Source organism: Nocardiopsis sp. B62, from assembly GCF_018070675.1.
GTDB lineage: Bacteria > Actinomycetota > Actinomycetes > Streptosporangiales > Streptosporangiaceae > Nocardiopsis > Nocardiopsis prasina.
Map to the genome: position 1 here is coordinate 43,211 of NZ_JAGPXK010000005.1, position 22,537 is coordinate 65,747.

General features: G+C 69.5%; 26 protein-coding genes. 15 read left to right on the forward strand and 11 right to left on the reverse strand.

All coding sequences use genetic code 11. From position 1 onward, the window contains the following. Positions 1–44: 44 nt before the first annotated feature. Together KBX21_RS26555 and KBX21_RS26560 are read right to left on the reverse strand one after the other, a co-directional pair. A complete protein-coding gene (locus KBX21_RS26555) occupies positions 45–638 on the reverse strand; it encodes a hypothetical protein (RefSeq protein WP_247665406.1) in 594 nt (197 codons plus the stop codon). Next, positions 617–1,363 (reverse strand): MFS transporter, encoded by a 747-nt coding sequence (locus KBX21_RS26560; RefSeq protein ID WP_247665407.1) that lies wholly within the window; start codon positions 1,361–1,363, stop codon positions 617–619. The genes KBX21_RS26555 and KBX21_RS26560 overlap by 22 nt, the downstream gene beginning before the upstream one ends. 200 nt (positions 1,364–1,563) lie before the next feature. On the opposite strand from KBX21_RS26560, the gene KBX21_RS07580 reads away from it, so the two are divergent. Beyond that, positions 1,564–2,319 carry an SDR family oxidoreductase gene (locus KBX21_RS07580; protein ID WP_210841460.1) on the forward strand — a complete coding sequence of 252 codons (756 nt, stop codon included), beginning with the start codon at positions 1,564–1,566 and terminating at the stop codon, positions 2,317–2,319. A 147-nt stretch (positions 2,320–2,466) separates the two neighbouring features. After that, positions 2,467–4,101: an AMP-binding protein gene (locus KBX21_RS07585; protein WP_374225705.1), complete on the forward strand. Its 1,635-nt coding sequence runs from the start codon at positions 2,467–2,469 to the stop codon at positions 4,099–4,101. Positions 4,102–4,211: 110 nt separating this feature from the next. Here the strand turns inward: KBX21_RS07585 and KBX21_RS07590 are convergent, their stop codons facing one another. Both KBX21_RS07590 and pfkB read right to left on the reverse strand, forming a co-directional pair. Then, positions 4,212–4,481, reverse strand: a complete 270-nt coding sequence (locus tag KBX21_RS07590; RefSeq protein ID WP_049569569.1) for an HPr family phosphocarrier protein — start codon at positions 4,479–4,481, stop codon at positions 4,212–4,214. An 83-nt stretch (positions 4,482–4,564) separates the two neighbouring features. Next, positions 4,565–5,509 carry a 1-phosphofructokinase gene (gene pfkB, locus KBX21_RS07595; protein WP_210841462.1) on the reverse strand — a complete coding sequence of 315 codons (945 nt, stop codon included), beginning with the start codon at positions 5,507–5,509 and terminating at the stop codon, positions 4,565–4,567. A 363-nt stretch (positions 5,510–5,872) separates the two neighbouring features. On the opposite strand from pfkB, the gene KBX21_RS07600 reads away from it, so the two are divergent. The 6 genes from KBX21_RS07600 (at position 5,873) to ptsP (ending at position 11,473) form a co-directional block, all read left to right on the forward strand. Then, the gene (locus tag KBX21_RS07600; RefSeq protein ID WP_017544105.1) at positions 5,873–6,634 is read left to right on the forward strand and encodes a DeoR/GlpR family DNA-binding transcription regulator; all 762 of its coding nucleotides are present in this window, start codon (positions 5,873–5,875) and stop codon (positions 6,632–6,634) included. Positions 6,635–6,701: 67 nt separating this feature from the next. Beyond that, positions 6,702–7,799, forward strand: a complete 1,098-nt coding sequence (mtlA, locus tag KBX21_RS07605; protein ID WP_049569563.1) for a PTS mannitol transporter subunit IICB — start codon at positions 6,702–6,704, stop codon at positions 7,797–7,799. A gap of 42 nt (positions 7,800–7,841) precedes the next feature. Next, positions 7,842–8,150: a PTS lactose transporter subunit IIB gene (locus tag KBX21_RS07610; RefSeq protein ID WP_017544103.1), complete on the forward strand. Its 309-nt coding sequence runs from the start codon at positions 7,842–7,844 to the stop codon at positions 8,148–8,150. Beyond that, positions 8,140–8,580 carry a PTS sugar transporter subunit IIA gene (locus KBX21_RS07615; protein ID WP_017544102.1) on the forward strand — a complete coding sequence of 147 codons (441 nt, stop codon included), beginning with the start codon at positions 8,140–8,142 and terminating at the stop codon, positions 8,578–8,580. Before KBX21_RS07610 ends, KBX21_RS07615 begins: the two co-directional genes overlap by 11 nt. Positions 8,581–8,659: 79 nt before the next feature. After that, the gene (locus KBX21_RS07620; protein ID WP_049569560.1) at positions 8,660–9,700 is read left to right on the forward strand and encodes a zinc-dependent dehydrogenase; all 1,041 of its coding nucleotides are present in this window, start codon (positions 8,660–8,662) and stop codon (positions 9,698–9,700) included. A gap of 84 nt (positions 9,701–9,784) precedes the next feature. Beyond that, positions 9,785–11,473: a phosphoenolpyruvate--protein phosphotransferase gene (ptsP, locus tag KBX21_RS07625; RefSeq protein ID WP_210841463.1), complete on the forward strand. Its 1,689-nt coding sequence runs from the start codon at positions 9,785–9,787 to the stop codon at positions 11,471–11,473. A 94-nt stretch (positions 11,474–11,567) separates the two neighbouring features. Here the strand turns inward: ptsP and KBX21_RS27200 are convergent, their stop codons facing one another. Continuing rightward, positions 11,568–11,936, reverse strand: a complete 369-nt coding sequence (locus KBX21_RS27200; RefSeq protein ID WP_374225706.1) for a DUF397 domain-containing protein — start codon at positions 11,934–11,936, stop codon at positions 11,568–11,570. Between the two features lie 449 nt (positions 11,937–12,385). Here KBX21_RS27200 and KBX21_RS07635 point away from each other — a divergent pair, with 449 nt between their 5' ends. The 3 genes from KBX21_RS07635 (at position 12,386) to KBX21_RS07645 (ending at position 14,184) form a co-directional block, all read left to right on the forward strand. After that, positions 12,386–12,757 carry a hypothetical protein gene (locus KBX21_RS07635; protein WP_210841464.1) on the forward strand — a complete coding sequence of 124 codons (372 nt, stop codon included), beginning with the start codon at positions 12,386–12,388 and terminating at the stop codon, positions 12,755–12,757. 83 nt (positions 12,758–12,840) lie between these two features. After that, the gene (locus KBX21_RS07640; RefSeq protein ID WP_210841466.1) at positions 12,841–13,881 is read left to right on the forward strand and encodes a hypothetical protein; all 1,041 of its coding nucleotides are present in this window, start codon (positions 12,841–12,843) and stop codon (positions 13,879–13,881) included. Positions 13,882–13,944: 63 nt separating this feature from the next. Further along, positions 13,945–14,184 carry a hypothetical protein gene (locus KBX21_RS07645; protein ID WP_210841467.1) on the forward strand — a complete coding sequence of 80 codons (240 nt, stop codon included), beginning with the start codon at positions 13,945–13,947 and terminating at the stop codon, positions 14,182–14,184. A 119-nt stretch (positions 14,185–14,303) separates the two neighbouring features. On the opposite strand, the gene KBX21_RS07650 is transcribed toward KBX21_RS07645, so the two are convergent. Together KBX21_RS07650 and KBX21_RS07655 are read right to left on the reverse strand one after the other, a co-directional pair. Then, a complete protein-coding gene (locus KBX21_RS07650; protein ID WP_210841468.1) occupies positions 14,304–14,486 on the reverse strand; it encodes a DUF397 domain-containing protein in 183 nt (60 codons plus the stop codon). Positions 14,487–14,496: 10 nt separating this feature from the next. After that, positions 14,497–15,345 carry a helix-turn-helix transcriptional regulator gene (locus tag KBX21_RS07655; RefSeq protein ID WP_210841470.1) on the reverse strand — a complete coding sequence of 283 codons (849 nt, stop codon included), beginning with the start codon at positions 15,343–15,345 and terminating at the stop codon, positions 14,497–14,499. Positions 15,346–15,550: 205 nt separating this feature from the next. On the opposite strand from KBX21_RS07655, the gene KBX21_RS07660 reads away from it, so the two are divergent. Together KBX21_RS07660 and KBX21_RS07665 are read left to right on the forward strand one after the other, a co-directional pair. Then, positions 15,551–15,772 (forward strand): hypothetical protein, encoded by a 222-nt coding sequence (locus KBX21_RS07660; RefSeq protein ID WP_210841471.1) that lies wholly within the window; start codon positions 15,551–15,553, stop codon positions 15,770–15,772. Continuing rightward, positions 15,772–16,278: a hypothetical protein gene (locus KBX21_RS07665; protein WP_210841472.1), complete on the forward strand. Its 507-nt coding sequence runs from the start codon at positions 15,772–15,774 to the stop codon at positions 16,276–16,278. The genes KBX21_RS07660 and KBX21_RS07665 overlap by 1 nt, the downstream gene beginning before the upstream one ends. Positions 16,279–16,316: 38 nt before the next feature. Here the strand turns inward: KBX21_RS07665 and KBX21_RS07670 are convergent, their stop codons facing one another. Next, positions 16,317–16,652 carry a glyoxalase superfamily protein gene (locus KBX21_RS07670; protein ID WP_049569545.1) on the reverse strand — a complete coding sequence of 112 codons (336 nt, stop codon included), beginning with the start codon at positions 16,650–16,652 and terminating at the stop codon, positions 16,317–16,319. Then, entirely contained in the window at positions 16,642–17,283 is a 642-nt protein-coding gene (locus KBX21_RS07675) for a TetR/AcrR family transcriptional regulator (protein ID WP_210841473.1), read from the reverse strand. The genes KBX21_RS07670 and KBX21_RS07675 overlap by 11 nt, the downstream gene beginning before the upstream one ends. A gap of 161 nt (positions 17,284–17,444) precedes the next feature. Here KBX21_RS07675 and KBX21_RS07680 point away from each other — a divergent pair, with 161 nt between their 5' ends. Next, complete coding sequence (locus KBX21_RS07680; protein ID WP_049569539.1) at positions 17,445–19,061, forward strand: MFS transporter; 1,617 nt, start codon at positions 17,445–17,447, stop codon at positions 19,059–19,061. 80 nt (positions 19,062–19,141) lie between these two features. Here KBX21_RS07680 and argJ read toward each other — a convergent pair whose 3' ends face one another. Then, entirely contained in the window at positions 19,142–20,302 is a 1,161-nt protein-coding gene (gene argJ, locus KBX21_RS07685) for a bifunctional glutamate N-acetyltransferase/amino-acid acetyltransferase ArgJ (protein WP_049569536.1), read from the reverse strand. Positions 20,303–20,598: 296 nt separating this feature from the next. On the opposite strand from argJ, the gene KBX21_RS07690 reads away from it, so the two are divergent. Then, complete coding sequence (locus KBX21_RS07690; RefSeq protein ID WP_026129167.1) at positions 20,599–21,630, forward strand: serine hydrolase; 1,032 nt, start codon at positions 20,599–20,601, stop codon at positions 21,628–21,630. Here KBX21_RS07690 and otsB read toward each other — a convergent pair. Then, positions 21,599–22,444, reverse strand: coding sequence for a trehalose-phosphatase (gene otsB / locus KBX21_RS07695; protein WP_210841474.1), 846 nt, complete (start codon positions 22,442–22,444; stop codon positions 21,599–21,601). The two genes, KBX21_RS07690 and otsB, sit on opposite strands and share 32 nt — an antisense overlap. Positions 22,445–22,537: the final 93 nt, after the last annotated feature.

A 22,537-nucleotide genomic window follows, 5' to 3' on the forward strand; every position in this document is an offset into this window, starting at 1 on the left:
TTCCCACGGGGGTCCGGTGCGGGACCGCGTGACCTGCGCGCAGGTTAACAGGAGGGTTCGGATCGGCCCCGGGCCGCGTCCTCGTTCTGCCGCACGGCCCAGGTGAAGTCCGCTGACTCCGGCAGCAGCCTGGTGAGCACCAGCGCGGCCGCCGCCAGCACCAAGGCGAACACCGCGAGGACGGACACGGCCGCGGGTATGCCCCACAGGTCCCACAACCAACCGAACGAGCTGGTCGTGAGCGCGCTGCCAAGCAGGGTCACCACGGTCACCGCAGAGAACATCGAGTTCCGGTTGGCGTCGGTGAACATCAGCTGGCACCACGCCCCGGACAGCACACCGCCCAACCCGATCAGGAACTCCGCCGCCACCAACCCCGTCACCAGCGGAACCACGCCGTGGGCGGCCAGGACCAGTGGAAGCCCGATGCCCATCGACAGGAGCGCGCCCCACACGTGTGGCCGGTCCTGGTGCACCCAGCGGGCGCAGGCCGCACCGGCGGCCAGCGAGAGGCTCATGAGCAGGAGCACCAGACCGTTGAGGCGCACGTCGTCGTCACCGTACTCGGCCAGGAGCATGGGCTGCCAGGACACCACGAGCAACATGGTGGCGACCATCAGGGACAGCGCCAGCACCACGGGTGGAAGGAAGCGGCGGGAGGCCACCAGTACCACCGACTCCAGGACGATGGTGCCGATCCGCCGATCCGCCGGTCCGGCTGACCCGGGGTCGCGGGGAAGCACACGGGGGCCAGCATGCCCAGCAGGAGGACGAGGACGCCTCCCACCGCGATCATCGTGCCCGCCGACAGCCACGTGCCCGCCACCATCACGGAGGCGGCTCCCAGCACGGAACCCAGCCGGGTGGACACCGCTCCCACCCGCACGATCCGCGTGATGCGCGCGTTCCTGTCGTGGAGGCCGATCCGGTTGATGAGGATCGCGTTGAGGGTGCCGGACTTCAGGGACATGCCGATGTTGCCCAGACACACGCCCACCACGGTGAACACGAGTCCGTCCGCCAAGCCGAGGGCGACGAATCCCGAACCCCACACCAGGAGGCCGAGCGTCAGCAGGCGGCGGTGCCCGTACCGGTCACCGAGGGCGCCGCTGGGCGCCTCCATGACCAGTCCGATGAGGTGGCCCCCGGCCAGGATCAGGCCCACGGCCCAGGGGTCGGCCCCGCGCGCGAGGATCACGGTGACGAAGACCGCGCCGAAGGCGAAGTCCGCCGTGGTGCTGACCAGCGTGAAGACGCTGAGCCGGGCCAACAGCGTGAACCGCTTCCCCTCCGGGGGAGGGGGCTGCGGACCGGAAGGCGTGGGTTCGTCCGTGGGGGCTTGGTCGGAAGTGCTGTGGGACATGGCGGTCCGCTTCCGTCAGGACCCGTGCACCGGGCCGGTGAGGTTTCGCCGACGCTAACAGCGCCCGGTCCCGTCACTCCACGCGTTTCCCGGCCTCCCCGGGGTCGTCCCGGCCCTTGCGGACACGGCGGCCCCGCCACGCGGTGGGGACCCCGTCCCCGGATACGCTCGGCGCGACACCTGACCTTGGGAGGAACCACATGACAGCGACCGCGGTCGTCACCGGAGCCAGCAGCGGGATCGGTGCCGCCACCGCTCGCGGGCTCGCCGCCGAGGGCTACGAGGTGGTCCTGGTGGCCCGCCGCGCCGACCGGATCGAGGCGCTCGCCGAGGAGATCACCGGCAGCGGTCACTCGGCCCGCGCCCGGGTCCTCGACGTCACTGACCGCGCGGCCGTCGACGCCTTCGCCGAGGAACTGGGCTCCTGCGACGTCCTGGTCAACAACGCGGGCGGCGCGATCGGCACCGAGACCGTCGCCAACGGCGACCCCGCCGACTGGCGGCGCATGTACGAGGTCAACGTCCTGGGCGTGCTCAACATGACCCAGGCCCTGCTGCCCAAGCTCATCGCCAGCGGGGACGGCACCGTCCTGGTCGTCTCCTCCGTGGCCGGACACGGCGTCTACGAGGGCGGCGGCGGTTACGTGGCCGCCAAACACGGAGCCCACACCCTGGCCGCCACCCTGCGCCTGGAACTGTGCGGGGAACCGGTCCGCGTCCTGGAGGTGGCCCCCGGCATGGTCAAGACCGAGGAGTTCTCCCTCAACCGCCTGCGTGGGGACGCCGAGCGCGCCGAGGCCGTGTACGCCGGGGTTCCGGACCCGCTGAGCGCCGAGGACGTGGCCGACACCATCGTGTGGGCGATCACCCGGCCGCCGCACGTCAACGTCGACCTGCTCGTGGTCCGTCCGCGCGCCCAGGCGGCCGCGCACAAGGTGCACCGAGTCAAGGAGTAGGCGTCGTCCCGGGGCGGAGGGGAAGGCCTTCCCCCGGGCCGGGGCGCGTGATAGGTGTGATCTGGCTTACACGCCCGGCGGGGTGCGGCAGCACACCTCCGGGCGTGGGATCCACTGTCCCGCACGGCTAGGAGCCTGGACTTGAGTGTGAACGCCGCCCTTCCCAGCTACGCCTCCGGCACCTCCACCACCCCTCTGCTCGGCGACACCATCGGCGGCGACCTGGCCCGGACCGTGGCCGCGCACCCCGACCGGGACGCCCTGGTGGACCGGGCCTCCGGGCTCCGGCTCACCTACCGGGAGTTCGGCGCGGAGGTCGAGCGGGTGGCGCTGGGACTGCTCGACCTCGGCGTGGTGAAGGGGGACCGGGTCGGCGTCTGGGCGCCCAACCGGTCCGAGTGGGTCCTCGTGCAGTACGCGACCGCCCGCGTCGGCGCCGTCATGGTGAACATCAACCCCGCCTACCGCACCCACGAGTTGGAGTACGTGCTCAACCAGGCGGGGATCTCGGTGCTGGTCGCCGCGCCCTCGTTCAAGTCCTCCGACTACGCCGCGATGATCGAGCAGGTGCGCGGCGAGTGCCCCGAGCTGCGCGAGGTGGTGCTCTTCGACGGCCCGGCCTGGGCGGCGCTGCTCGCCGCCGGTGACGGGGGCGATCCGGACCGACTCGCCGCGGTCGAGGCCACGCTCTCCCCGGACGATCCGGTCAACATCCAGTACACCTCCGGCACGACCGGGTTCCCCAAGGGCGCGACCCTCTCCCACCACAACATCCTCAACAACGGCTACTCCGTCGGTGAGCTGCTGGGATACACCGAGGCCGACCGGATCTGCATCCCCGTGCCCTTCTATCACTGCTTCGGCATGGTGATGGGAAACCTGGCTGCCACCAGCCACGGCGCGTGCATGGTCATCCCGGGCCCCGGGTTCGACCCCGCCGCCGCGCTCGACGCCGTCCAGGCGGAGCGCTGCACCTCGCTCTACGGCGTGCCCGCCATGTTCATCGCCGAGCTGGCCCTGCCCGACTTCGACTCCTACGACCTCTCCACGCTGCGCACCGGGATCATGGCCGGGTCACCCTGCCCGGTCGAGGTGATGCGCCAGGTCATCGACCGGATGGGGATGGCCGGGGTGTCGATCTGTTACGGGATGACGGAGACCTCCCCGGTGAGCACCCAGACGCGGACCGACGACTCGTTGGAACGCCGGGTGTCCACCGTGGGCAGGGTCGGGCCGCATCTGGAGGTGAAGGTCATCGACCCGGCCTCCGGGGTCACGGTCCCTCGCGGCGTCCCCGGCGAACTGTGCACCCGGGGCTACTCGGTGATGCTCGGCTACTGGAACCAGCCGGACAAGACGGCCGAGGCGGTCGACGCGGGCCGCTGGATGCACACCGGCGACCTCGCCGTCATGGACGACGACGGCTACGTGAACATCACCGGCCGCATCAAGGACATGGTGATCCGGGGCGGCGAGAACATCTACCCGCGGGAGGTGGAGGAGGTGCTGTACACCCACCCCGACCTGCTGGACGCCCAGGTCATCGGGGTCCCGGACCCGAGGTACGGCGAGGAGCTCATGGTGTGGGTGCGCATGCGCGACGGCGCCGAACCCCTCACCGCCGAGGCCCTGCGCGCCTTCTGCGAGGGCCGGATCGCGCACTACAAGATCCCGCGCTACGTCCACGTGGTGGACGAGTTCCCCATGACGGTCACCGGCAAGGTCCGCAAGGTCCAGATGCGCGAGGAGGCCGTCCGTCTACTCGACGGCGGGCTGATCTGAGGGGGCGGGTCGGCCTGGAGCGGCCAGTCGGCTTGGGGGCGGGTCCGCCCTGCCCGGCGGAGGGTCGGCCTGGAGGGGCGGGCGGGGACGGCCGCCCGCCCCGGTCCCGGCTACTTCGGGTCCAGTTCCTTGCCGAGCATCTCCACCAGCCCGTCCAGGGCCGCGTCCGAGCTCTCTTCCTCGCAGGTCAGCGTGACGGTCTCGCCGTGCGAGGCCCCCATCGCCATGACCGCCAGCACACTGCGGGCGTCCACCGGCTTGTGGTCCGCGCGGGAGACGGTCACGGGCAGACCGGTCTCGTTGACCGCCTGGACGAAGAGTGTCGCGGGCCGGGCGTGCAGGCCGAGGAGGGATCCGATGACAACGGTGCGCTCGGGCATGTCAGTCCTTGGGGGTGTCGGGCGGGGCCGGGAGGTCCGGCCCCGGTCACGGTGGTCGATGGCTGTTGCTGTGGAACGGGTGGTCACGACGACGGTTCGATGCGCCAGTCCGGGTCGGGCTCGGTCGCCGCGCTGACGCCGTCGGTGGCGACGTCGTCGGGGTGGGGGACGGTCGTTCCCGGAAGCGCGACGGCCGCGGTCCCCCAGGCCACGGCCTGACGGAGGCGCTCCTCAGGGGAGCCGTCTCCGGCGAGGAATCCCGCGAGCGCGCTGTCGCCCGCGCCCACGGTACTCCGGGTGCGTACCCGGGGGCCGCGTGCCCAACGTACGTCCCGCTCCGTGACGAGGAGCGCTCCGTGGCCGCCCAGGGTGACCAGGGCGGACTCGTTTCCCCAGGCGAGGACCTCACGGGCCGCCTCGGTGACGTCGCCGAGGGTGGTCAGCTCGCGGCCGACCAGCGCCGCGAGCTCCTCCTGGTTGGGCTTGAGCAGGGTGATGGATCCGGCCTTGGCGGCGGCGGTCAGCGGCGCACCGGAGGTGTCCAGGGCCAGGGGCACGCCGTGGGCGGAGGCCAGGCTCGCGACCCGCACGTAGAGGTCCTCGGGGACCCCGGCGGGGAGGCTGCCACTCGCCACCACCCAGGCGGGGGAGCGGGTCAGCTCGTCCTCCAGGGCGCCGAGCAGGGCCTCGACCTCCTCGGGGGACATCACGGGGCCGGCCGCGTTGAGCTTGGTGGTGGTGCCGTCGGACTCGGTGACGGTGACGTTCCCGCGGGTTTCTCCGGCGATGGGCACGGTGACGCGGGGCAGGTCGCCGAGGAGGGTGACGAGTTCGGCCCCACCGCCACCGCCGACGGGGAGGAGCGCGCGGGTGGTGACCCCGTTGCCGAACAGGGCTCGGGAGACGTTCACTCCCTTGCCGCCCGCCTGAGAGCGGGTGTCGCGCACGCGGAGCACCTCGCCTCGGACGAGGCGGTCGACCTCAAGGGTGTGGTCGACGCTCGGGTTCGGGGTGAGGGTCAGGATCATGGGTGCTCTCTTCGAGGGGTGTGACGCGCCCGGTCCGGGTGCCTCCGCAGTGGAAGGGTGCGCCCGAGGAGGTGGGGTTCCGCTGGCTGGTGGGTGGCTCCATGGGGGATGTGGTTCTGTCTTTGATTATGTGTGTTTGTCTGTGTGTGTCAATGGTGTGACGCGGATCGGATGGATGCTCCTCGGTGGACCGAGGGTCGGGTGACCCGTGCTGTCTCCTGGTCACAACGCCCGAGGGTCGGATGATCCTTCTCCTGACAACCTGGTGGGGTTGCTGGGATATTGGGGGGAGATACCCCTTGTGTGTCCCATGCAACACCATTAAACTCACCGAAAACCACACCGAAACACAGGTGATCCAACATGTACGCGGAAGAACGCCAGAAGGTGATCCTCGAACGCGCCCGGCACGACGGCCGGGTCGACGTGACGGGGCTCGCCTCGGAGTTCGACGTGACCTACGAGACCGTCCGCCGTGACCTCACCGCCCTTGAGCGGCACGGGGTCCTGCGCAGGGTCCACGGTGGCGCGATCCCCGTTGAGAGACTGGGTTTCGAGCCCGCTCTCACTGTGCGCGACTCCGTCATGACCCAGGAGAAGGAGCGGATCGCCAAGGCCGCGCTCGCCGAACTTCCGGACGAGGGCGCCATCCTCCTGGACGCGGGATCCACCACGGGGCGTCTGGCCGAACAGCTGCCCACGGACCGCGAGCTCACCGTCGTCACCAACTCCCTCTCAATAGCTCTCACCCTCACCCCACGAACCAACATCAACCTCATGCTTCTCGGCGGCCGCATCCGTACCCGGACCCAGGCCAGCGTCGAGTCCTGGGCCCTGCGCGCCCTCGCCGAGTGCTACGTCGACGTGGCCTTCATGGCCTCCAACGGAGTGTCCGTCGAACGAGGCCTGACCACCCCCGACCCGGCCGAGGCCGAAGTCAAGAGGGCCATGATCGCCTCCTCTCGGCGCTCCGTGCTCCTCGCCGACCACACCAAGGTCGGCAACGACCACTTCGCCCGTTTCGCCGCTGTCGAGGACCTCGACCTCGTCATCACCGACAACGGACTCGCCGACGGACTCGCGGACGAACTGGAGACGGCCGGTCCCAACGTCCGCGCCGTCTGACCACCCCACCATCACTCTCTCCCCGGCCGAGGCAGACCGCCCGCCGGACCTCCCAGGAGGTTCCCCCATGTCAACCCAGCAGAGCAGACTCGTCAACGTGCGCTCGGGAGTCCAGCGCTTCGGCGGCTTCCTGGCGAGCATGGTGATGCCCAACATCGGCGCGTTCATCGCCTGGGGCCTCATCACAGCGCTGTTCATCCCTGACGGCTGGTGGCCCAACGAGCACATGGCCCAGCTCGTCGACCCGATGATCGGCTTCCTGCTGCCGCTGCTGATCGGGTACACCGGCGGTCACCTCATCTACGACAAGCGCGGCGGCGTGGTCGGCGCCATCGCCACCATCGGTGTGATCGTCTCCGCCGACATCCCGATGTTCCTCGGCGCGATGCTGGCCGGTCCGCTCGCCGCGTACCTGATCAAGCAGATCGACAAGGTCCTCCAGCCCAGGACCCCCAGCGGCTTCGAGATGCTGGTCAACAACTTCAGCGCCGGCATCCTCGGTGGCCTCATGGCCATCACGGGGCTCTACGCCATCGGCCCGGTGGTCACGACCATCGCCTCCTGGCTCGGCCGGGGCGTGCAGTTCCTCATCGACCTGTCGCTGCTGCCGCTGGTCTCGATCCTCATCGAGCCCGCCAAGGTCCTGTTCCTCAACAACGCCATCAACCACGGTGTCCTCGGACCCCTGGGCGTGGTGCGGGTCGCCGACCAGGGCAAGGCCATCGAGTTCCTCATCGAGACCAGCCCCGGCCCGGGTCTGGGCATCCTTGTGGCCTGCATGCTCTTCGGCCCGAAGCTGAGCAGGGCGACCGCCCCCGGTGCGATCATCATCCACTTCTTCGGTGGCATCCACGAGATCTACTTCCCGTACATCCTCGCCCAGCCCAAGCTCATCCTCGCGGCGATCGCCGGCGGCATGTCCGGCATCACCACGTTCCTCCTCTTCGACGTCGGCCTGCTCGCCACCCCGGCGCCCGGCAGTATCTTCGCCCTCATGGCGGTCACCCCGCGCGGTGACCACATCGGGGTCCTGGCCGGAGTCCTGGTCGGAACGCTCGCGTCGTTCGCCGTCGCCTCGCTGCTCCTCGGCTTCGGCCGGGCCGAGCGCAAGGCTGAGCGGGAGGCCGCCGAGGCGGAGAAGGCCAAGGCAGACAAGGGCGAGTAGCCCACCGAAACCCCAACCACCACAGAACTGGGAGAACCGTTCATGGCCACCATCGAAGGCTCCGACATCAAGAAGGTCGTCGTCGCCTGCGACGCCGGGATGGGCAGCAGCGTCCTGCTCACCTCGCAGCTCAAGAAGAGCCTGTCGCCCCACGGCGTCACCGTCGAGCACTCGCCGGTCGACCGCATCCCCGAGGACGCCGACCTCGTCCTCTGTCACGCCGGTCTCGTCGACCGCGCCCGCCACCGGGCGGGCGACACCGTGGTCGTGCCCTTCCAGATGTTCCTCGGCGACCCGGCGTTCGCCCGCGTGGAGGCGGCCATCCGGGACGGTGGCACCCTTGGCGACTGACCTCACCCTCACCGCCGAGTCGGTGCGGCTCGGCGGGACCGCCAAGGACCGCGCCGACGCCATCGACCAGTGCGGGGCCCTCCTCGTGGAGCTCGGCGCCGTCGAACCCGGCTACGTGCCCGCCATGCACGAGCGCGAGGCCTCCATCCCCACCTTCGTGGGGGAGGGGGTGGCCATCCCGCACGGCACCGACGCCTCGCGGACGATGGTCAAGAAGACGGCCCTGGCCGTGATCCAGTTCCCGGAGGGGATCGACTGGGGCGGGCCCACCGTGCACGTCGCCATCGGCATCGCGGCCTCAGGCGACGAGCACCTCAAGGTGCTGTCCTCGCTGGCCGGGGTCCTCACCGACCCCGAGCGCGCTGCCAGCCTGCGCGGAGCGACCAGCGTCGAGGACGTCCTCGAGCTCCTCGCGCCCGCCGCGGGCTGATCCCCCACCACCGAACAGACGCTCCACCGGTCGGGGCGGAGAACCCGCCCCGGCCAAGCCCCACCAGAAAGGCCCGAACATGCTCGTCGCCCGCTTCTACGCCCCAGGTGACATCCGTCTGGAGCAGGCACCCGAGCCCACCCCCGGACCGGGGCAGCTCAAGATCGCCGTCGCCAACTGCTCCACCTGCGGCACCGACGTGAAGATCTCCAAGCACGGCCACCACCACATCCGCCCGCCCCGGGTCATCGGCCACGAGATCGCGGGCCGGATCGTCGAGGTCGGCGAGGGCGTCGACGGCTGGGCCGAGGGCGACCGGGTCCAGGTCATCGCGGCCATCCCGTGTGGGAAGTGCGTGGAGTGCTCCGACGGCCGCTTCACCGTCTGCTCCAAGCAGGAGTCCATGGGCTACCACTACGACGGTGGTTTCGCCGAGTACATGATCATCCCCGAGGCCGTCCTCGCGGTGGACGGCGTCAACCGCGTGCCGGACAACATCGACCTCGCCGAGGCCTCCGTGGCCGAGCCGCTGGCCTGCGTGCTCAACGGCCAGGAGATCGCCGGTGTGGGCGAGGGCGACACGGTCGTGGTCATGGGCGCCGGTCCGATCGGCTGCCTGCACGTGCGGCTGGCCCGGGCCAAGGGCGCGGCCAAGGTGTACCTGGTGGACCTCAACCGCGGCCGCCTGGACATGTCCGCCGCCATCGTGGAGCCGGACGCCTCGATCTGCGGCGAGGAGACCGACGCCGTCGCCGAGGTCCTGCGCCTCACGGGTGAGCGCGGCGCCGACGTGGTCATCACCGCCGCCGCCTCCGGCAAGGCCCAGGAGGACGCGCTCCGCATGGTGTCGCGCAGCGGCCGGATCAGCTTCTTCGGCGGCCTGCCCAAGGACGCGCCCATCATCCAGCTGGACGCCAACGTCGTGCACTACAAGGAGATCTCGATCTTCGGTGCCAACGGCTCCAGCCCCGAGCACAACAAGCGGGCCCTCGAACTGATCTCCTCGGGTGCCGTCCCGGTCGCCGACCTCATCACCGAGCGGATGCCGCTGTCGGACGTCCACAAGGCGATCGAGACCGTGGCCTCGGGCACGGCCGTCAAGGTCACCATCCAGCCCTGACGCTGACCCTTCCCCGGTTCGGTCCGGCACACCAGACCGTTTCCGGGTAGCTACTCGAAAACAGACCCCCTCAGGAGAGCACACATGGAGCAGACGAACCCCACCCGGGCACTGGAAGGCATCGCGGCTGGTCCGGGTGGGGCCGTCGCTCCGGTGGCCAGGATGGCGGCCCCACCGTCACTGCCGGAGACCGAGCCCGAGGTCACGGACGTCGCCGCCGAGCAGGAGTCGGCGCGCGCCGCCCTGGAGAGCGTGGCGACCGACCTCGAAGGCCGGGCCGCCGGGCTCGACGGTGAGGCGGCCGCCGTGCTCAACGCGCAGGCGCTCATGGCCCGCGACCCGGAGCTGCGGCGCCAGGTCGAGGAGGGCATCACCGAGAACCGGGCCGCCGCGTGGGCGGTGCGGGACGCCTGTGGCCGTTACCAGGACCTGCTTCTGGCCGCTGGGGGCTACCTGGCCGAGCGTGCCGCCGACCTGGCCGACATCCGGGACCGTGCGGTCTCTGTCCTGCTCGGGCTGCCCATGCCCGGGCTGCCCGACCCCGGTCACCCGCACGTGCTGGTGGCCGAGGACCTCGCGCCCGCCGACACCGTGCGCCTGGACACCAGCCAGGTGAAGGCCATCGTCACTCGCCTCGGTGGTCCCACCAGCCACACCGTCATCCTCGCCCGTTCCCTGGGTCTGCCCGCCGTGGTGGGCTGTCCGGGGGCGGAGGAGCTGACCGACGGCACGCTCGTCGCCGTGGACGGGGACAAGGGAACCGTCGAGGTGGACCCGGACCCCGAGGTGGCCGAGCGGGTTCGCCTGCGGGCCGAGCGGCGCCGCGCCGTGCTGGCGCAGAGCTCCGGTCCCGGCCGCACGTCCGACGGTGTTTCGGTTTCGCTGCTGCTCAACGCGGGCGAGGGCGACCCGGACGAGGCCGGTGCGCACGACAGCGAGGGCATCGGCCTGCTGCGCACCGAGTTCCTGTTCCTCGACAGGGCCGAGCCGCCCACGGTCGCCGAGCAGACCGAGTCCTACACCAAGCTGTTCCGCGCCTTCGAGGGCCGCACCGTCACCGTGCGGACCCTGGACGCTGGCTCGGACAAGCCGCTGGCCTTCGCCGACACCGGCGAGGAGGACAACCCGGCGCTGGGCGTGCGTGGCTTCCGCACCACCCGGGTGCACCCGAACCTGCTCTCCGACCAGCTCACGGCCATCGCGGCCGCGACGAAGGCCTGCGAGCACACCCGGGTCCGGGTGATGGCGCCGATGGTGTCCACGCCCGCCGAGACCGAGGAGTTCGCGAACCTCGCCCGTGAAGCGGGGATCACCGAGGTCGGCGTGATGGTGGAGGTGCCCGCCGCGGCTCTTCTCGCGGACCGGCTGCTGTCCCGGGTGGACTTCGTGTCCATCGGCACGAACGACCTGGCCCAGTACACGATGGCGGCCGACCGCACCCTGGGTTCGCTGCCTGACCTGCTGGACCCCTGGCAGCCCGCGCTTCTGAGCCTGATCGGCCAGGTGGGCGCGGCAGGGAAGAGGGCGGAGCGTTCCGTGGGGGTGTGTGGCGAGGCCGCCGCCGACCCGCTGCTCGCGGTGGTTCTGGTGGGGCTGGGCGTGACCAGCCTGTCCGCCGCGCCCCCGGCGCTGCCCGCCGTGCGCTACGCGCTGGCGCGGCACACCGAGGAGGAGTGCCGCGCGCTGGCCAACCTCGCCCTCAACGCCGAGACTCCGGCGCAGGGGCGGGAGGCCGTCAGGAAGGCCGCTCACGCGGAGGTCACCGACCTCTGATCGCGACAGGGTTCAGGAATGCGGCGTCCGGATTCCTGAACCGCTGTAGCCACCGAAGAGGCCCTGGGTTCGTTCCTGGGGCCTTTTTGTGTTTCTAGCTTCCGGCGCCCACCCCGGTGAGGAGGGCTGACCATTCCTGACAGGGGAAGAGGAGGTGTCCGGCCTCGCGGTTCTGGGTGTCACGGACGGCAGTGCCGGTAGGCAGGTCAGCCACTTGTCCAAATAAGTGGCATCTCAATTGGACCTCGGCCAGGACGCCGTCGTGAGGGCATTGCCCGTCGGTGAGTTCGCCGACGCTGCTGGAACCGGTCTGATTTGCTTCCCCTGCCTTGAGGAACAGGACGCGTCGGGGGACCCCGACCTCGGCCCAATCCTCCGCCCCGCTCCCGATGGGGCTGTGGGTGTTCCGGCCCGTATCGCACTCATCTGCGCGTATACCACCATTAGCCGGCGCGGAAACCACGAAGGTCTGTCGTACCGGCCCCTCCGTTCCCCCCTCGTTGGCCGTGCTCGCCAAGTTTGGTCCACACGTTCCGGCGCTTTCTTCCGTTCCAGGTCAAACCGGATGGGCTGTGCACCGGAGCCTGGGTGGCCCCCTAATTGGAGCAGCACGTCGGCCTCTTGTGCGAGTTTTTGTTCGATAACCCGTTCACCAGGGGTCTTGTGTTCACAGGTGGGTTCATGGGTCTGGTTTTAGTCCTGTCACCTGCACTTTCTGGGCAGATGAAGCCAGGTTTGACGCCCGAGAATTTCATTGGTACGGTTGAAAGGTAAAATAATTAAATCATTGACTCCATATCCCCCTTATTTTGGAGACCGTAGGCTTGTTGAGCAGAAAATCATCTCCCATTCTGCCGTTGGTGTCTCTTCTCGGCATACGCTGAGATTTCCAATGACGCCTCGCCCGAGGTGGTGGCGGAGATCTCGGACTCGTTCTGGATGCGCTATGGAATCTCGTCCATCTCCCCGGGATATCTCGCCTATCTGGCCGAGGCCTGCCCGGCGGGTGGGCCATGGCCACAGAACCTGCCTGAGGGCCAAGGCCACGCCTTCGTCCTGTCGTCGGTGCACGCTCCCTGCTACGGCACTCAGAGCGACCCGGTCGATCCCGTACTGGGAGCAGAGAAGGCCTGCGCGGTACTTGGTGACAACGACCCGATCGCGGCCGGAAGGCTCGCCGAGGAGTATCTGACGACCAGCGGGACCATGCATTGGGTGCACTCGACGGAAGTATCGCACTCCTCCGTTGAGGGAACTGACGAGTGCCTGGAACTCGTCCTGTGAGGGGCCGTGCCCACGCCTTCGTCTGCGTCGCGCTGTCACTGCTGCTGGGCGCAGCGTGCCACGCGGGTGTTCCCGGAGAACCGGTGTTCGACTTCCCCCACGAGAGGTTAGACGGGGGCCCGCTGTCCGAACGCAGGGACCACGCCCTGACGTGGTCGGGGACCGAGCTCGTGGTCTGGGGAGGTGATCCAGGCGACGCCCACGCCCCCTTCGCCGACGGGGCCGCGTACGAGCCGGAGACGGGGATCTGGAGGTCTCTGACGGCGTCGCCACTGTCGGCGCGTACTCGACACAGCGCTGTCTGGTACGGGGAGCGCATGTTCGTCTGGGGAGGCTTCGGCTCTCTGGAGGACGGTGCGGGTGACACCCGCATGCGGGGCGACGGCGCCTTCTATGACCCGGTGTCGGATTCTTGGGAGGAAGCCGCCACCGCCCCCGAGGCCCGCGCGTCGGCACACGCCGTCGTCGTCGGAGACGTCGTCGTGATCGCCGGCGGGTCGTCGGATGCGGACGGTGCCAGTGTCTCGGGATTCCTTGTCTACGAACCTGGCGGGAACGCCTGGGAAACAGTTCCATGGCCCTCAGGGGAAGGTGTCCGCATCCACGCGCTCGAACGGAGGGGCGACTCGGCAGTAGCGCTGGGCACGCGGGACGGCGTCCCGTTGGTGGCCGCCTTCGTACCCGGTTCCTCCGGCGTAGCGGAACGCTCCTGGGACGATTACGCCTCCCCTGCGGCCAGCGTTGGGCTGGTTTCCGACAGCGACGGCCTCCTGTTCGGGATCATCCGTGACGACGATCGGACACGGCTGTTGGAAGTTGCCGAGGACGGTGCGCCGGTGCTTCGGGCCGAGACTGAGGGAGCGCGCTTCCGCCCACCCGTGTCAATGACCGCCTCACCGCTGTCAGTCGGTCGCCTGTACGCCGCAGAGGACGGGCGAATGATCGCCACTGGTGACGGTGATGTCAGCGTCTGGGACCTGCGGAACGGCACTTCGGTGCGTGGTCAGGGGGGAGCCCTCGGCGGTTACTGCGGCCCCTTCGTGCTCGTGGAGGACAGCAGGTTGCTCGGGTGGGGCGGTCTGGACTGCGCGCTGTCTGGGATCGACCTGGACCTTGGTACCTGAATTCCACGAGAACCTGTCACGATCCGACTTACCGCCTGACGACTTTGGGCGTGGCTCGCACCGATGCCCTCGGTCACCCGGAGGAGCTTCCACCTGATCGAGTCGGCTCGTGCGCACGATCTCCAGAGCGAGGAGATCGCGGTCGTCCACCTGCTCAACAAGGCCTGCGAGGAGTCCCCCGAGACCGCGAGGTACAACCGGTTCGCGCGCTCAGCGGTGATCAGGCTCAGCGAGTCCAGGAACGGCATGATCCGCGACGACGTAGGCTCGCTCGCTCGCAGGATCGGAGTGCGGGTCGCATGACTCGCGCCATTGGTTCGGTGAGGGGCGCTTCCCCATCACTCGGCACGGGTACAGTGTTCGCGGGAATGAGTACGGGGAGCCCTCGCTGGCGCGGGGGCTCCCTTCTCTTGTTCCTGAGGTCACGCAGTGCGCAGCAGTGCGACCCATTCTGTCCCGGGGAAGGGCAGGTGACCGCGCTCCGGGTGCTTGGAGTCGCGGACCACGGCGCCCCCGGGGATGTCTGCGAAGGCGACGCAGTCACTCCGGTCGCTGTAGCTGGAGGTCCGGAAGTCGAGGACGTCAGGGTTGAAAACGAGGTTCACGGGTGCTCTTTCAGACTGCCTTGAAGATCTCGCGCAGGTAGGCGACGCTCTCGTCGACGCCGAGCGACCTGCTGACGAGGTGGTTGAACAGGTTGCGGTAGCGGATGACTTCGTCTGTTTCCTCCAGGAAGAGGCCGTCCTGGTCCATTTCGAGGTAGACCACGGGATCAGCGGCGTCGAAGTCCATCAGTACGAAGCTGCCCTTGGCCCCAGCGTGGATGCCAGCGCTGAACGGAACCACCTGGATCGTGACGCCGTCACCGTTGTCCGCCAGGTCGGCCAGGTGCCCGACTTGCTCGCGGCACACGTCGGGCGTTGCCCTCAGCCGCTCGATGGCCCCGGCGTCGATCACCGCCCATAGTTCAGTGCGGTCCTCGCCCCGGAGGATCTCCTGTCTGCGGCGTCGCGCATCGACCACACGTTGAATGTCGATGGGGTCACGTACGAGATTCCCTGATCGCGTCAGGAGCTCCACATAGCCCGGAGTCTGCAACAGCCCGGGGATGATCATCGGCTGATACGTGCTGATCGCCGTGGCGTCGGATTCCAAGACCGGGAACTCGTCCGGAAAGACGTCGCTGTACTTGGTCCACCAGCCTTTCTTCCCTGCCTGGCGCGTGATCGCGAACAGGGCTTCTCGCCGCCCTTCGTCGGTGACGTTGTACACGTCGAGCAGGGCGCGCACCTCAACGACGCTGGGGCGAAGTCTGACTCCGGTCTCGATGTTCGAGACTTTGCCGACGCTCCACTCGGTCGCTGTGGCGGTGCTCTCCAGAGTCATGCCAGCCGAGACTCGGAGACGGCGAAGCTCTTCTGAGAGGCGACGCCTGCGAACACTCGGACGTTGTGTGTCGGACATGGGCCCTCTCTTGGGGGTGGTGTCTCTCAGGATGTTACGGCTGGTCGGCTATTCGGGCATCCGGCTACAGAATGCATGAAATCCTCAGGATCTGATGATCAATTATTTCTGAATTCATTGATACTCTGAGGATTTCATGGTTCTCTGAGCTACTCATTCCCTGGCTGGGCTTCCCACCCGGCATCCGAGTACCAGGAGTTCGTCCATGGGTCGATACCTGAATCTGTCCGAGCTGGCGAGTGTGGGCTGGCTGGCTTCCGAAACCATCCGCCCCCGCCGCCCGCGCAGGGCTGGGCGCGTGCGGGGCTACGCCGCGTTCCTCCGCCCGCCGCTCATCCCCTCGCCCCGACGGCCGTTGGACACCGCACCCCTGGACGTCCTCCACGCCGTCCTGGCCGGGCTACGCCGACTGGGGGTGTCCCTCTGATGCTGGACACCTACACCGGGGACCTTCTCGCCGCCGTCGGGGACGCCCTGCTCCCTCCAGCCCGCCTCACCCCTCAGGAACTGGCCGAGTGGCACGCGCACACCCTGCGCAACCGGCTCCCACTGATCCACGAGGCCCTGCGCATAGCTCAGGAGGAAGACGACGCCGAGCTGGCAACCCAGACGATCGACCAGGCCATTACCGACCACCCCCACCTCACGGCCGGTCCCCGGGCTGAGCGACGGGCCCCGCGTGAAGACTCATCCGGCGGTGAGCTGCCCGTCCCGGAGCACGTCCTCTGTGATCTGCTCTACCGGCACTGGGCGCTGACCATCGAGGGGAAGCCACCGCACGAGAAGTACGTGGCGCGTCGACCCCTCGGCTGGGCGGGCGGGGGCGACCCCTTCGAGCGGATCACCGCACCCACCCGAACGGAGCTGCTGAGGCTGCTCGCCCACCGTCACCTCGGCGTGGGGAAGCCGGATCCGGGGCAGTCCACCACCTGATCCCAGCTGCTCGCGCGTCGGAGGGCGCGCGAGCGGCCTCAGTCCTTCGGGGTGCCCACACGCAGACGATTCCCATCGGGGTCGCGGAGTTCGATCTCGCGCGCCCAGGGTGCCTCCTCCACGGTGGTCCCGAACTCGGCCGCGATCGCGTCCACATCCCTCACCCGCAGGTACACCAGGGTGTCGGGGCGAGCATCACCCGTGTGCTCGGAAAGGAACAGCCGGATCGTCCCCCGAACGATCTCCACGAAGGCCGGGAACCCCGGCTCGAAGCGGTGCTCCCACTCCTGAGCGAACCCGAGCCTTCCGTACCAGCGCACGGCCACGGAGGCGTCGGCCACGCGCAGGATGGGGACGACCTCCTCAGGCGTCATCAACCCTGCTCCAGGTCCCACAGACAGCGTCGGGGACCAGGTCGAGCTGTTCCAGAAAGGCCTCCAGCAGCCCGTCGGTCTTGTCGCCGCACCCCGAGTCCGCCCAGGCCTGGAATCCGTTGTTGAGCGTGGCGTAGAACACCGCCGCCACCAGGGCGGGCCGGTGGTCGGTCGGGTCCACTCCGGCGCGTTCGGCGATCACGCGGGCGAGCCGGGACTGGCGGCGGGCGCAGTAGCGCATGTTCACCTCGATGAGCTCGGGGCTCCGTGAGATGAAGTTGGCCGCGCTGCCCTGGAGATGCAGCTCCTCGCGCTCCAGGACCTCCCAGTGGTCGCGCATCGCGTTGCGCAGCGCACGGAAGGGTGGCTCGTCGGCGGGACGGTCGCGCACGAACGCGCAGAGGAGCTCGTCGACCTCCTCGATCGCCTCCAGGACCACGTTCTCCTTGGAGGCGAAGTACCGGAAGAACGTCCGCTGGGAGACCCCCGCGCAGGCGGCGATCTCCTCGGTGGTGGTCGCCTCGTACCCCTTCTCGTGGAAGAGGCGCAGGCCGGACTCGATGAGGGTGTTGCGCAGTTCGGCCTTCTTGCGCTCGCGCAGTCCGACGTTCTCGGGGCTCGTCGTGCTCACGGACGTGCCTCCACTCCCGGGGTGACGCCTTCTTCCTGTCCCTGGAGGATACACGCGAGCAGAAGTGACGTCAGTCACTGACAAAAGTCAGCGATTGTCAAATGTCAGCCGCTGACATAATGTCGCCTGGTACGGGAAGCCAGAGAAGACACGGGGCACACATGACCACCCAGGCCGAGCAGAGTCCACGGGATCCGAGAGATCAGCAGCACCCTCAGGCCGCGACCGAGACCAATCCCCGCCCCCGCTTCACCGAGAGCCCCTGGGCCACCCTGGTCGCGATCGCCTTCGGCGTCATGATGGTCGCCCTCGACGGCACCATCGTGGCCGTGGCCAACCCCGCGATCGGCGCCAGCCTCGGTGCCTCCCTGGCCGAGCTCCAGTGGGTCACCCACGGCTACCTGCTCGGACTCGCGGTCTTCCTCATCACGGCGGGCAAGATCGGTGACCGCTTCGGCTACCGGAACACCTACCTCGTCGGCGTGGTCGGGTTCGTGTTGTCCTCGGTGGCGATCGCGCTGTCGTCCGGTGTCATCATGCTCATCGCCTTCCGGATCGTCCAGGGGATTTTCGGCGCCCTGCTGCTGCCCTCCGCGATGGGACTCCTGCGCGCCAGCTTCCCTCCCTCCAAGCTCGGCCGCGCCTTCGGCGTGTTCGGCAGCCTGATCGGCGCGGCCACGGCTGGCGGACCGATCCTCGGCGGACTCCTCGTCAGCGCTCTCAGCTGGGAGGCCGTGTTCTACATCAACGTCCCGGTCGGCGCCCTCGCCCTGGGTCTGGGCCTGTGGCTGCTGGCCGCCAACCGCGCCACCGACGCCGGGTCCCGCATGGACGTGCCCGGCATCGTCCTGGTGAGCGTCACGATCTTCGCGCTGGTCTGGGCGCTGGTCGAGGCGCCCAGCATCGGTTGGGCGCACCCGGTCACCCTGGCCTCCCTGGGTGTGGCCGTGCTCTTCGGTGCCGCCTTCCTCGTCTGGGAACGCCGCCCCGAACAGCCGCTCGTCCCGCTCGCCCTCTTCGCGCACCCCTCGCTGTCGATCGGCGTGGTCCTGACCGTGGCGATGGCGCTGGGCCTGATGGGCTCGCTGTTCTTCATCACCTTCTACCTCCAGGGTGTGCGCGGCCTGAGCCCCGCCCAGACCGGGCTCCAGCTCATCTCCATGACCGCGATGATGGCGATCACCTCACCCATCGCCGGTCGCCTCCTGGACCGGGTCGGTGCACGCCCGCCCACCACGGCCGGGCTGCTCTCCGCCTCGGCGGGCATGTTCCTGCTCTCCCGGCTGGAGGCCGACACCGGCGTCCCGTACGTCTCGATCGCCTTCGTGCTGCTGGGCGTGGGCCTGAGCCTGGTGATGACCGGCGCGACCGCCGCGATCATCGGCAACGCCCCAGTGCGCTACGCGGGGGTCGCCGCCGCGCTCCAACAGGCCGCCATGCAGCTCGGGGGATCGCTGGGAACGGCGGTCCTGGGTGCGGTGATGTCCGCGACCATCGTCTCCAGGCTGCCCGGGCACTACGCCGTCGCCGGTCTGGCCGAACCCTCCGCCGACGACCTCTCCGCCATGCAGAGCACCGTCGCGCAGGGCGGGGCGGTCCTGCCCGAGGGCGCGGACGCCGCCACCGCCGCCGCGATCACCCAGGCGAGCAACCTCGCCTTCCTGGACGGGCTCCAGCTGGCCTTCGGGATCGCCGCCGTGGTGATGCTGGTGGCGGCCGGACTCTCCCTCTTCATGAAGGCGGGCCGGATGACGGACGGCCCCGCCGTGCACATCTGATCGGATCAGGCCCATGGAACGTGTGAAGGCCCTGGCGGTGCTCCCACCAGGGCCTTCACACGTTCCCGAGTCGTCGTGGCTCAGGTCGTGTAGTCGGCGTTGATCCGGATGTAGCCCTCGGTCAGGTCGCAGCCGTAGACAGTGAAGGCGCCCTCGGCGATGCCCAGGTCGACGGTGATCACCACCTCGTCGCCCTTCATGTGCTGGGCGGCGCGCTCCAGCGTCTCCTCCGTGGCCTCGGTCGGGAAGGTCTCCACGTCCCCGAACACGATCCGCACGTTCTCGGGGAACACGTCGGTCTCGTCCGAGCACTTGCCCACGGCCATCGCGACCCGACCCCAGTTCGGGTCGGCACCGTGCACGGCCGTCTTGACCAGGGGTGAGTTCACCACGGCCTTGCCGATCCGCTTCGCCTGGGCGTCGTCGCGCGCACCGGTGATCCGCACCTCGATGAGCTTGCCCGCGCCCTCACCGTCGGAGGCGATCATCCGCACCAGGCTCAGCGCGACCTCGTACAGGGCGTCCTCGAACTCGGCGACGTCCACCGGACCGGCCAGCCCGTTGGCGAAGATCGCGGCGGAGTCGCTGGTGGAGGTGTCCGTGTCGATGCTCAGGGCGTTGAAGGTCCGGTCCACCACCCGCCGGAACACCGCGTCAAGGACGGGCTGCTCCAGTTCGGCGTCGGTGAAGAACCAGGTCAGCATGGTCGCCATGTTGGGTTCGATCATGCCGACGCCCTTGGCGATCCCGGTCAGGGTCGCGTCGCCGACCTTGGCGGTGGCGACCTTGGGGTGGGTGTCGGTGGTCATCATGGCCGCCGCGGAGCGGTCCAGGTCTGCCGGGGGGAACTCGGCAGGGAGGTCCTCCAGGTAGGAGCGGACCCTGTCCATGGGGTAGGGGCGGCCGATGACCCCGGTGGAGGCGATCAGGATTTGGTCGGGGTCGACCCCGGCGGCGCGGGCCACGCCCTCCTGGACCTCGCGAGCGTCGGCCGTCCCGATCTGGCCGGTCGCCACGTTGGCGTTGCGGGCGATCACGGTGACGCCTCGGGCCCGGCCGTCGGCGGCCGCCTCACGGCTGAGCTGGACGCTGGGCCCGGCGAACCGCGACTGGGTGAACACGGCGGAGACCGCCGTGGGGACCTGGGAGACCACTGTGAAGAAGTCGTCCTGCGGGTCCTTGATCCCGATGTTGCCGGCCACACCGACGAAACCGGCGGGAACGGGGGTCTTGCTGCTCATCGTCCTCCTCGGAACTTCGTGGGCGCCAGCCTACTTCTCCCCACCCGCGGAGTCCGAGGCCGGAGTGGTGCTCAGGAGCCCGTGCTCACCCTCTGTTCACCCCCTGCTCAGCCCCGAGCCCACCCCCCGTGCTCACCCCTCCGTACGGCCCTGGGCAACGCCACGCCACAGCGGTGTGGTTACGGCCATGACCTGCGAGGGTTTCGTACTGTTCGGAGACGGCACGGGTGTGACAAGCCGGAGTGAACGGGGTATCCGCCGAGAAGTGGGGGAGACCGCTCGGGGGGAGGCGTGTTGTGCGTGATGGTGACTGGCTCACGGAGACTGGGGCGCGGATACGTGGCGTCCTGAAGGTGATGGTGGACGCGGACTGGTTGCCAGGCGGGGCCGCCGTGGTCGGCACCGGCGGAATGTGGGAGTTCGTGGCCGTGGGCCGGACCGACGGAGAGCACGACACCGCTCCCGACGTCTCCTACGACGTCGCGAGCCTGACGAAGGTGATGGCCACCTGGCCGCTCGTGGGACGGGCGATCGCCGAGGGGGTTTTGGACATCAACGCCCCGATGTCCGAATACTTTCCCGGTGAGGACCTCCCCGGGGCCTGGGTGACCACCCGGCAGATCCTCACGCACACCAGCCGCCTCAACCCGGTGTCCTGGATGGAGCGGTACGTGGGCACCGACCAGGACCTCGCCGAGGCGATCCTGTCGGACCCGCTGGAGGAACCCGGCTACCAGTACATCGACCGCGGGTTCATCCTGCTCGGCCTGCTCCTGGAGCGCCTGTACGGCGGCACCCTGGATCGGCTGGCCGACGACCTGTGGACCGATCTCGGTCTGCGCTCCACCACCTACGGGCCGCTGGCGAGGTCGCCCAGTGTGGCGCCGACCGAGCGGCGCCTCGTCGGCGCGGCGCCCTCCTGGGGCGTGGTGCACGACGAGGCGGCCGCGCTGATGGGCGGAGTGTCCGGGCACGCCGGTGTGTTCAGCAACGCCATCGACCTCGGTTCCTTCGCCCGGGAGATGCTGCGCCTGCACGACGGCGGGAGTGGGATCATCCCGTCGTCGTTCATCCGGGAGAGCTGGTCACCACACGTGGACGCGGGGGCCCGGCTGTCGAGGGGGCTGGCCTGGCTGGTCACCCCGGAGGGCGTGGTCTACCACAACGGGTTCACCGGCACGAGCCTGTTCCTGCACCCCGAGAGCGGGCGCTACGTGGGTGTCCTCACCAACGCCGTGCACTACGGGCGCGACCGGACCGGTCTGGTGGACCTGCGCTCGGCCGCGCGTTCGGCGCTCACCCCGCAAGCCCACGAATCGTCGCCGTGAGCTGGCCGAGCAGGGTGGTCAGCCCGGCCGGTCCGGGGACGACCAGGTCGGCGGCGTCGGCGACCTCGGTCACCTCGTCGGAGGAGGAGCACACGGTGAGCCCGGGGATCCCGTGTCCGCGCAGGGCCGCCACGGCGGAGAAGGCGGGCAGGTCGCCGAGGTCGTCACCGGCGAAGAGCACGCTCCGGGCCGCTCTCTCCTCCACCAGGGAGGTGAGGGCGGCGCCCTTGTCCACACCCTGTGGACGGAGCTCGATCACCAGCCGACCGGGCTCCACCTGGAGTTCGGCCCGCTCGGCCAGCTCGGTGAGGGGACCGGCCAGTAGTTCCAGGGCCCGTTCGGGGTCGGTGGCCCGACGTGTGTGCACGGCCAGGGATCGGCCCTTGTCCTCGACCCACGTGCCCTCCGGCGCGCCGGAGGAGTCGATGAGGGCCGGGAGCTCCTCCCTGACCAGCGCCACTCCGGGCGGCGGGTCGGCGGCCACCACGCGGCCGTCCGTCCACCGTTCGGCGCCGTAGTGGCCGAGCACGACGATCCCGGGGACCCGCTCCAGGCCGCCGAGCCGCACGACGGTTTCCGCGGGGCGGCCGGTGATGACCGCGACGGTGCCCACCAGGGACGCCAGTTCGGCCAGCGCGGCCACGATCCCCGGTTGGGGAGCGGAGTCACGCGGATCGGCGACGATGGGCGCCAGGGTGCCGTCGAAGTCGAAGGCGACCAGCGCCCGGTCGGGGTCCGAGACCAGTGCGTCGAGCGCGCTGCGACCGGCGTCGGTGGTGGGCACGGGACGGTCGTCTGCTGTGGACGGGGGCATACGGGGACCTTGTCGCTGTCGGGGGCACTGTGGAGTTCCCAGGCGGGTGCGCTGCCCGGGTCGGTGGCCTGCTCCGCGGGTTCTCCGGAGCCC

What these genes read in the sequence shown, in the direction of transcription:
- KBX21_RS26560 (WP_247665407.1), bottom strand. Translation starts at nt 1,363, where the DNA reads ATGTCCCACAGCACTTCCGACCAAGCCCCCACGGACGAACCCACGCCT.
- KBX21_RS07580 (WP_210841460.1), top strand. Translation starts at nt 1,564, where the DNA reads ATGACAGCGACCGCGGTCGTCACCGGAGCCAGCAGCGGGATCGGTGCC.
- KBX21_RS07590 (WP_049569569.1), bottom strand. Translation starts at nt 4,481, where the DNA reads ATGCCCGAGCGCACCGTTGTCATCGGATCCCTCCTCGGCCTGCACGCC.
- pfkB (WP_210841462.1), bottom strand. Translation starts at nt 5,509, where the DNA reads ATGATCCTGACCCTCACCCCGAACCCGAGCGTCGACCACACCCTTGAG.
- KBX21_RS07600 (WP_017544105.1), top strand. Translation starts at nt 5,873, where the DNA reads ATGTACGCGGAAGAACGCCAGAAGGTGATCCTCGAACGCGCCCGGCAC.
- mtlA (WP_049569563.1), top strand. Translation starts at nt 6,702, where the DNA reads ATGTCAACCCAGCAGAGCAGACTCGTCAACGTGCGCTCGGGAGTCCAG.
- KBX21_RS07610 (WP_017544103.1), top strand. Translation starts at nt 7,842, where the DNA reads ATGGCCACCATCGAAGGCTCCGACATCAAGAAGGTCGTCGTCGCCTGC.
- KBX21_RS07620 (WP_049569560.1), top strand. Translation starts at nt 8,660, where the DNA reads ATGCTCGTCGCCCGCTTCTACGCCCCAGGTGACATCCGTCTGGAGCAG.
- ptsP (WP_210841463.1), top strand. Translation starts at nt 9,785, where the DNA reads ATGGAGCAGACGAACCCCACCCGGGCACTGGAAGGCATCGCGGCTGGT.
- KBX21_RS07645 (WP_210841467.1), top strand. Translation starts at nt 13,945, where the DNA reads ATGCCCTCGGTCACCCGGAGGAGCTTCCACCTGATCGAGTCGGCTCGT.
- KBX21_RS07655 (WP_210841470.1), bottom strand. Translation starts at nt 15,345, where the DNA reads ATGTCCGACACACAACGTCCGAGTGTTCGCAGGCGTCGCCTCTCAGAA.
- KBX21_RS07660 (WP_210841471.1), top strand. Translation starts at nt 15,551, where the DNA reads ATGGGTCGATACCTGAATCTGTCCGAGCTGGCGAGTGTGGGCTGGCTG.
- KBX21_RS07665 (WP_210841472.1), top strand. Translation starts at nt 15,772, where the DNA reads ATGCTGGACACCTACACCGGGGACCTTCTCGCCGCCGTCGGGGACGCC.
- KBX21_RS07670 (WP_049569545.1), bottom strand. Translation starts at nt 16,652, where the DNA reads ATGACGCCTGAGGAGGTCGTCCCCATCCTGCGCGTGGCCGACGCCTCC.
- KBX21_RS07680 (WP_049569539.1), top strand. Translation starts at nt 17,445, where the DNA reads ATGACCACCCAGGCCGAGCAGAGTCCACGGGATCCGAGAGATCAGCAG.
- argJ (WP_049569536.1), bottom strand. Translation starts at nt 20,302, where the DNA reads ATGAGCAGCAAGACCCCCGTTCCCGCCGGTTTCGTCGGTGTGGCCGGC.
- otsB (WP_210841474.1), bottom strand. Translation starts at nt 22,444, where the DNA reads ATGCCCCCGTCCACAGCAGACGACCGTCCCGTGCCCACCACCGACGCC.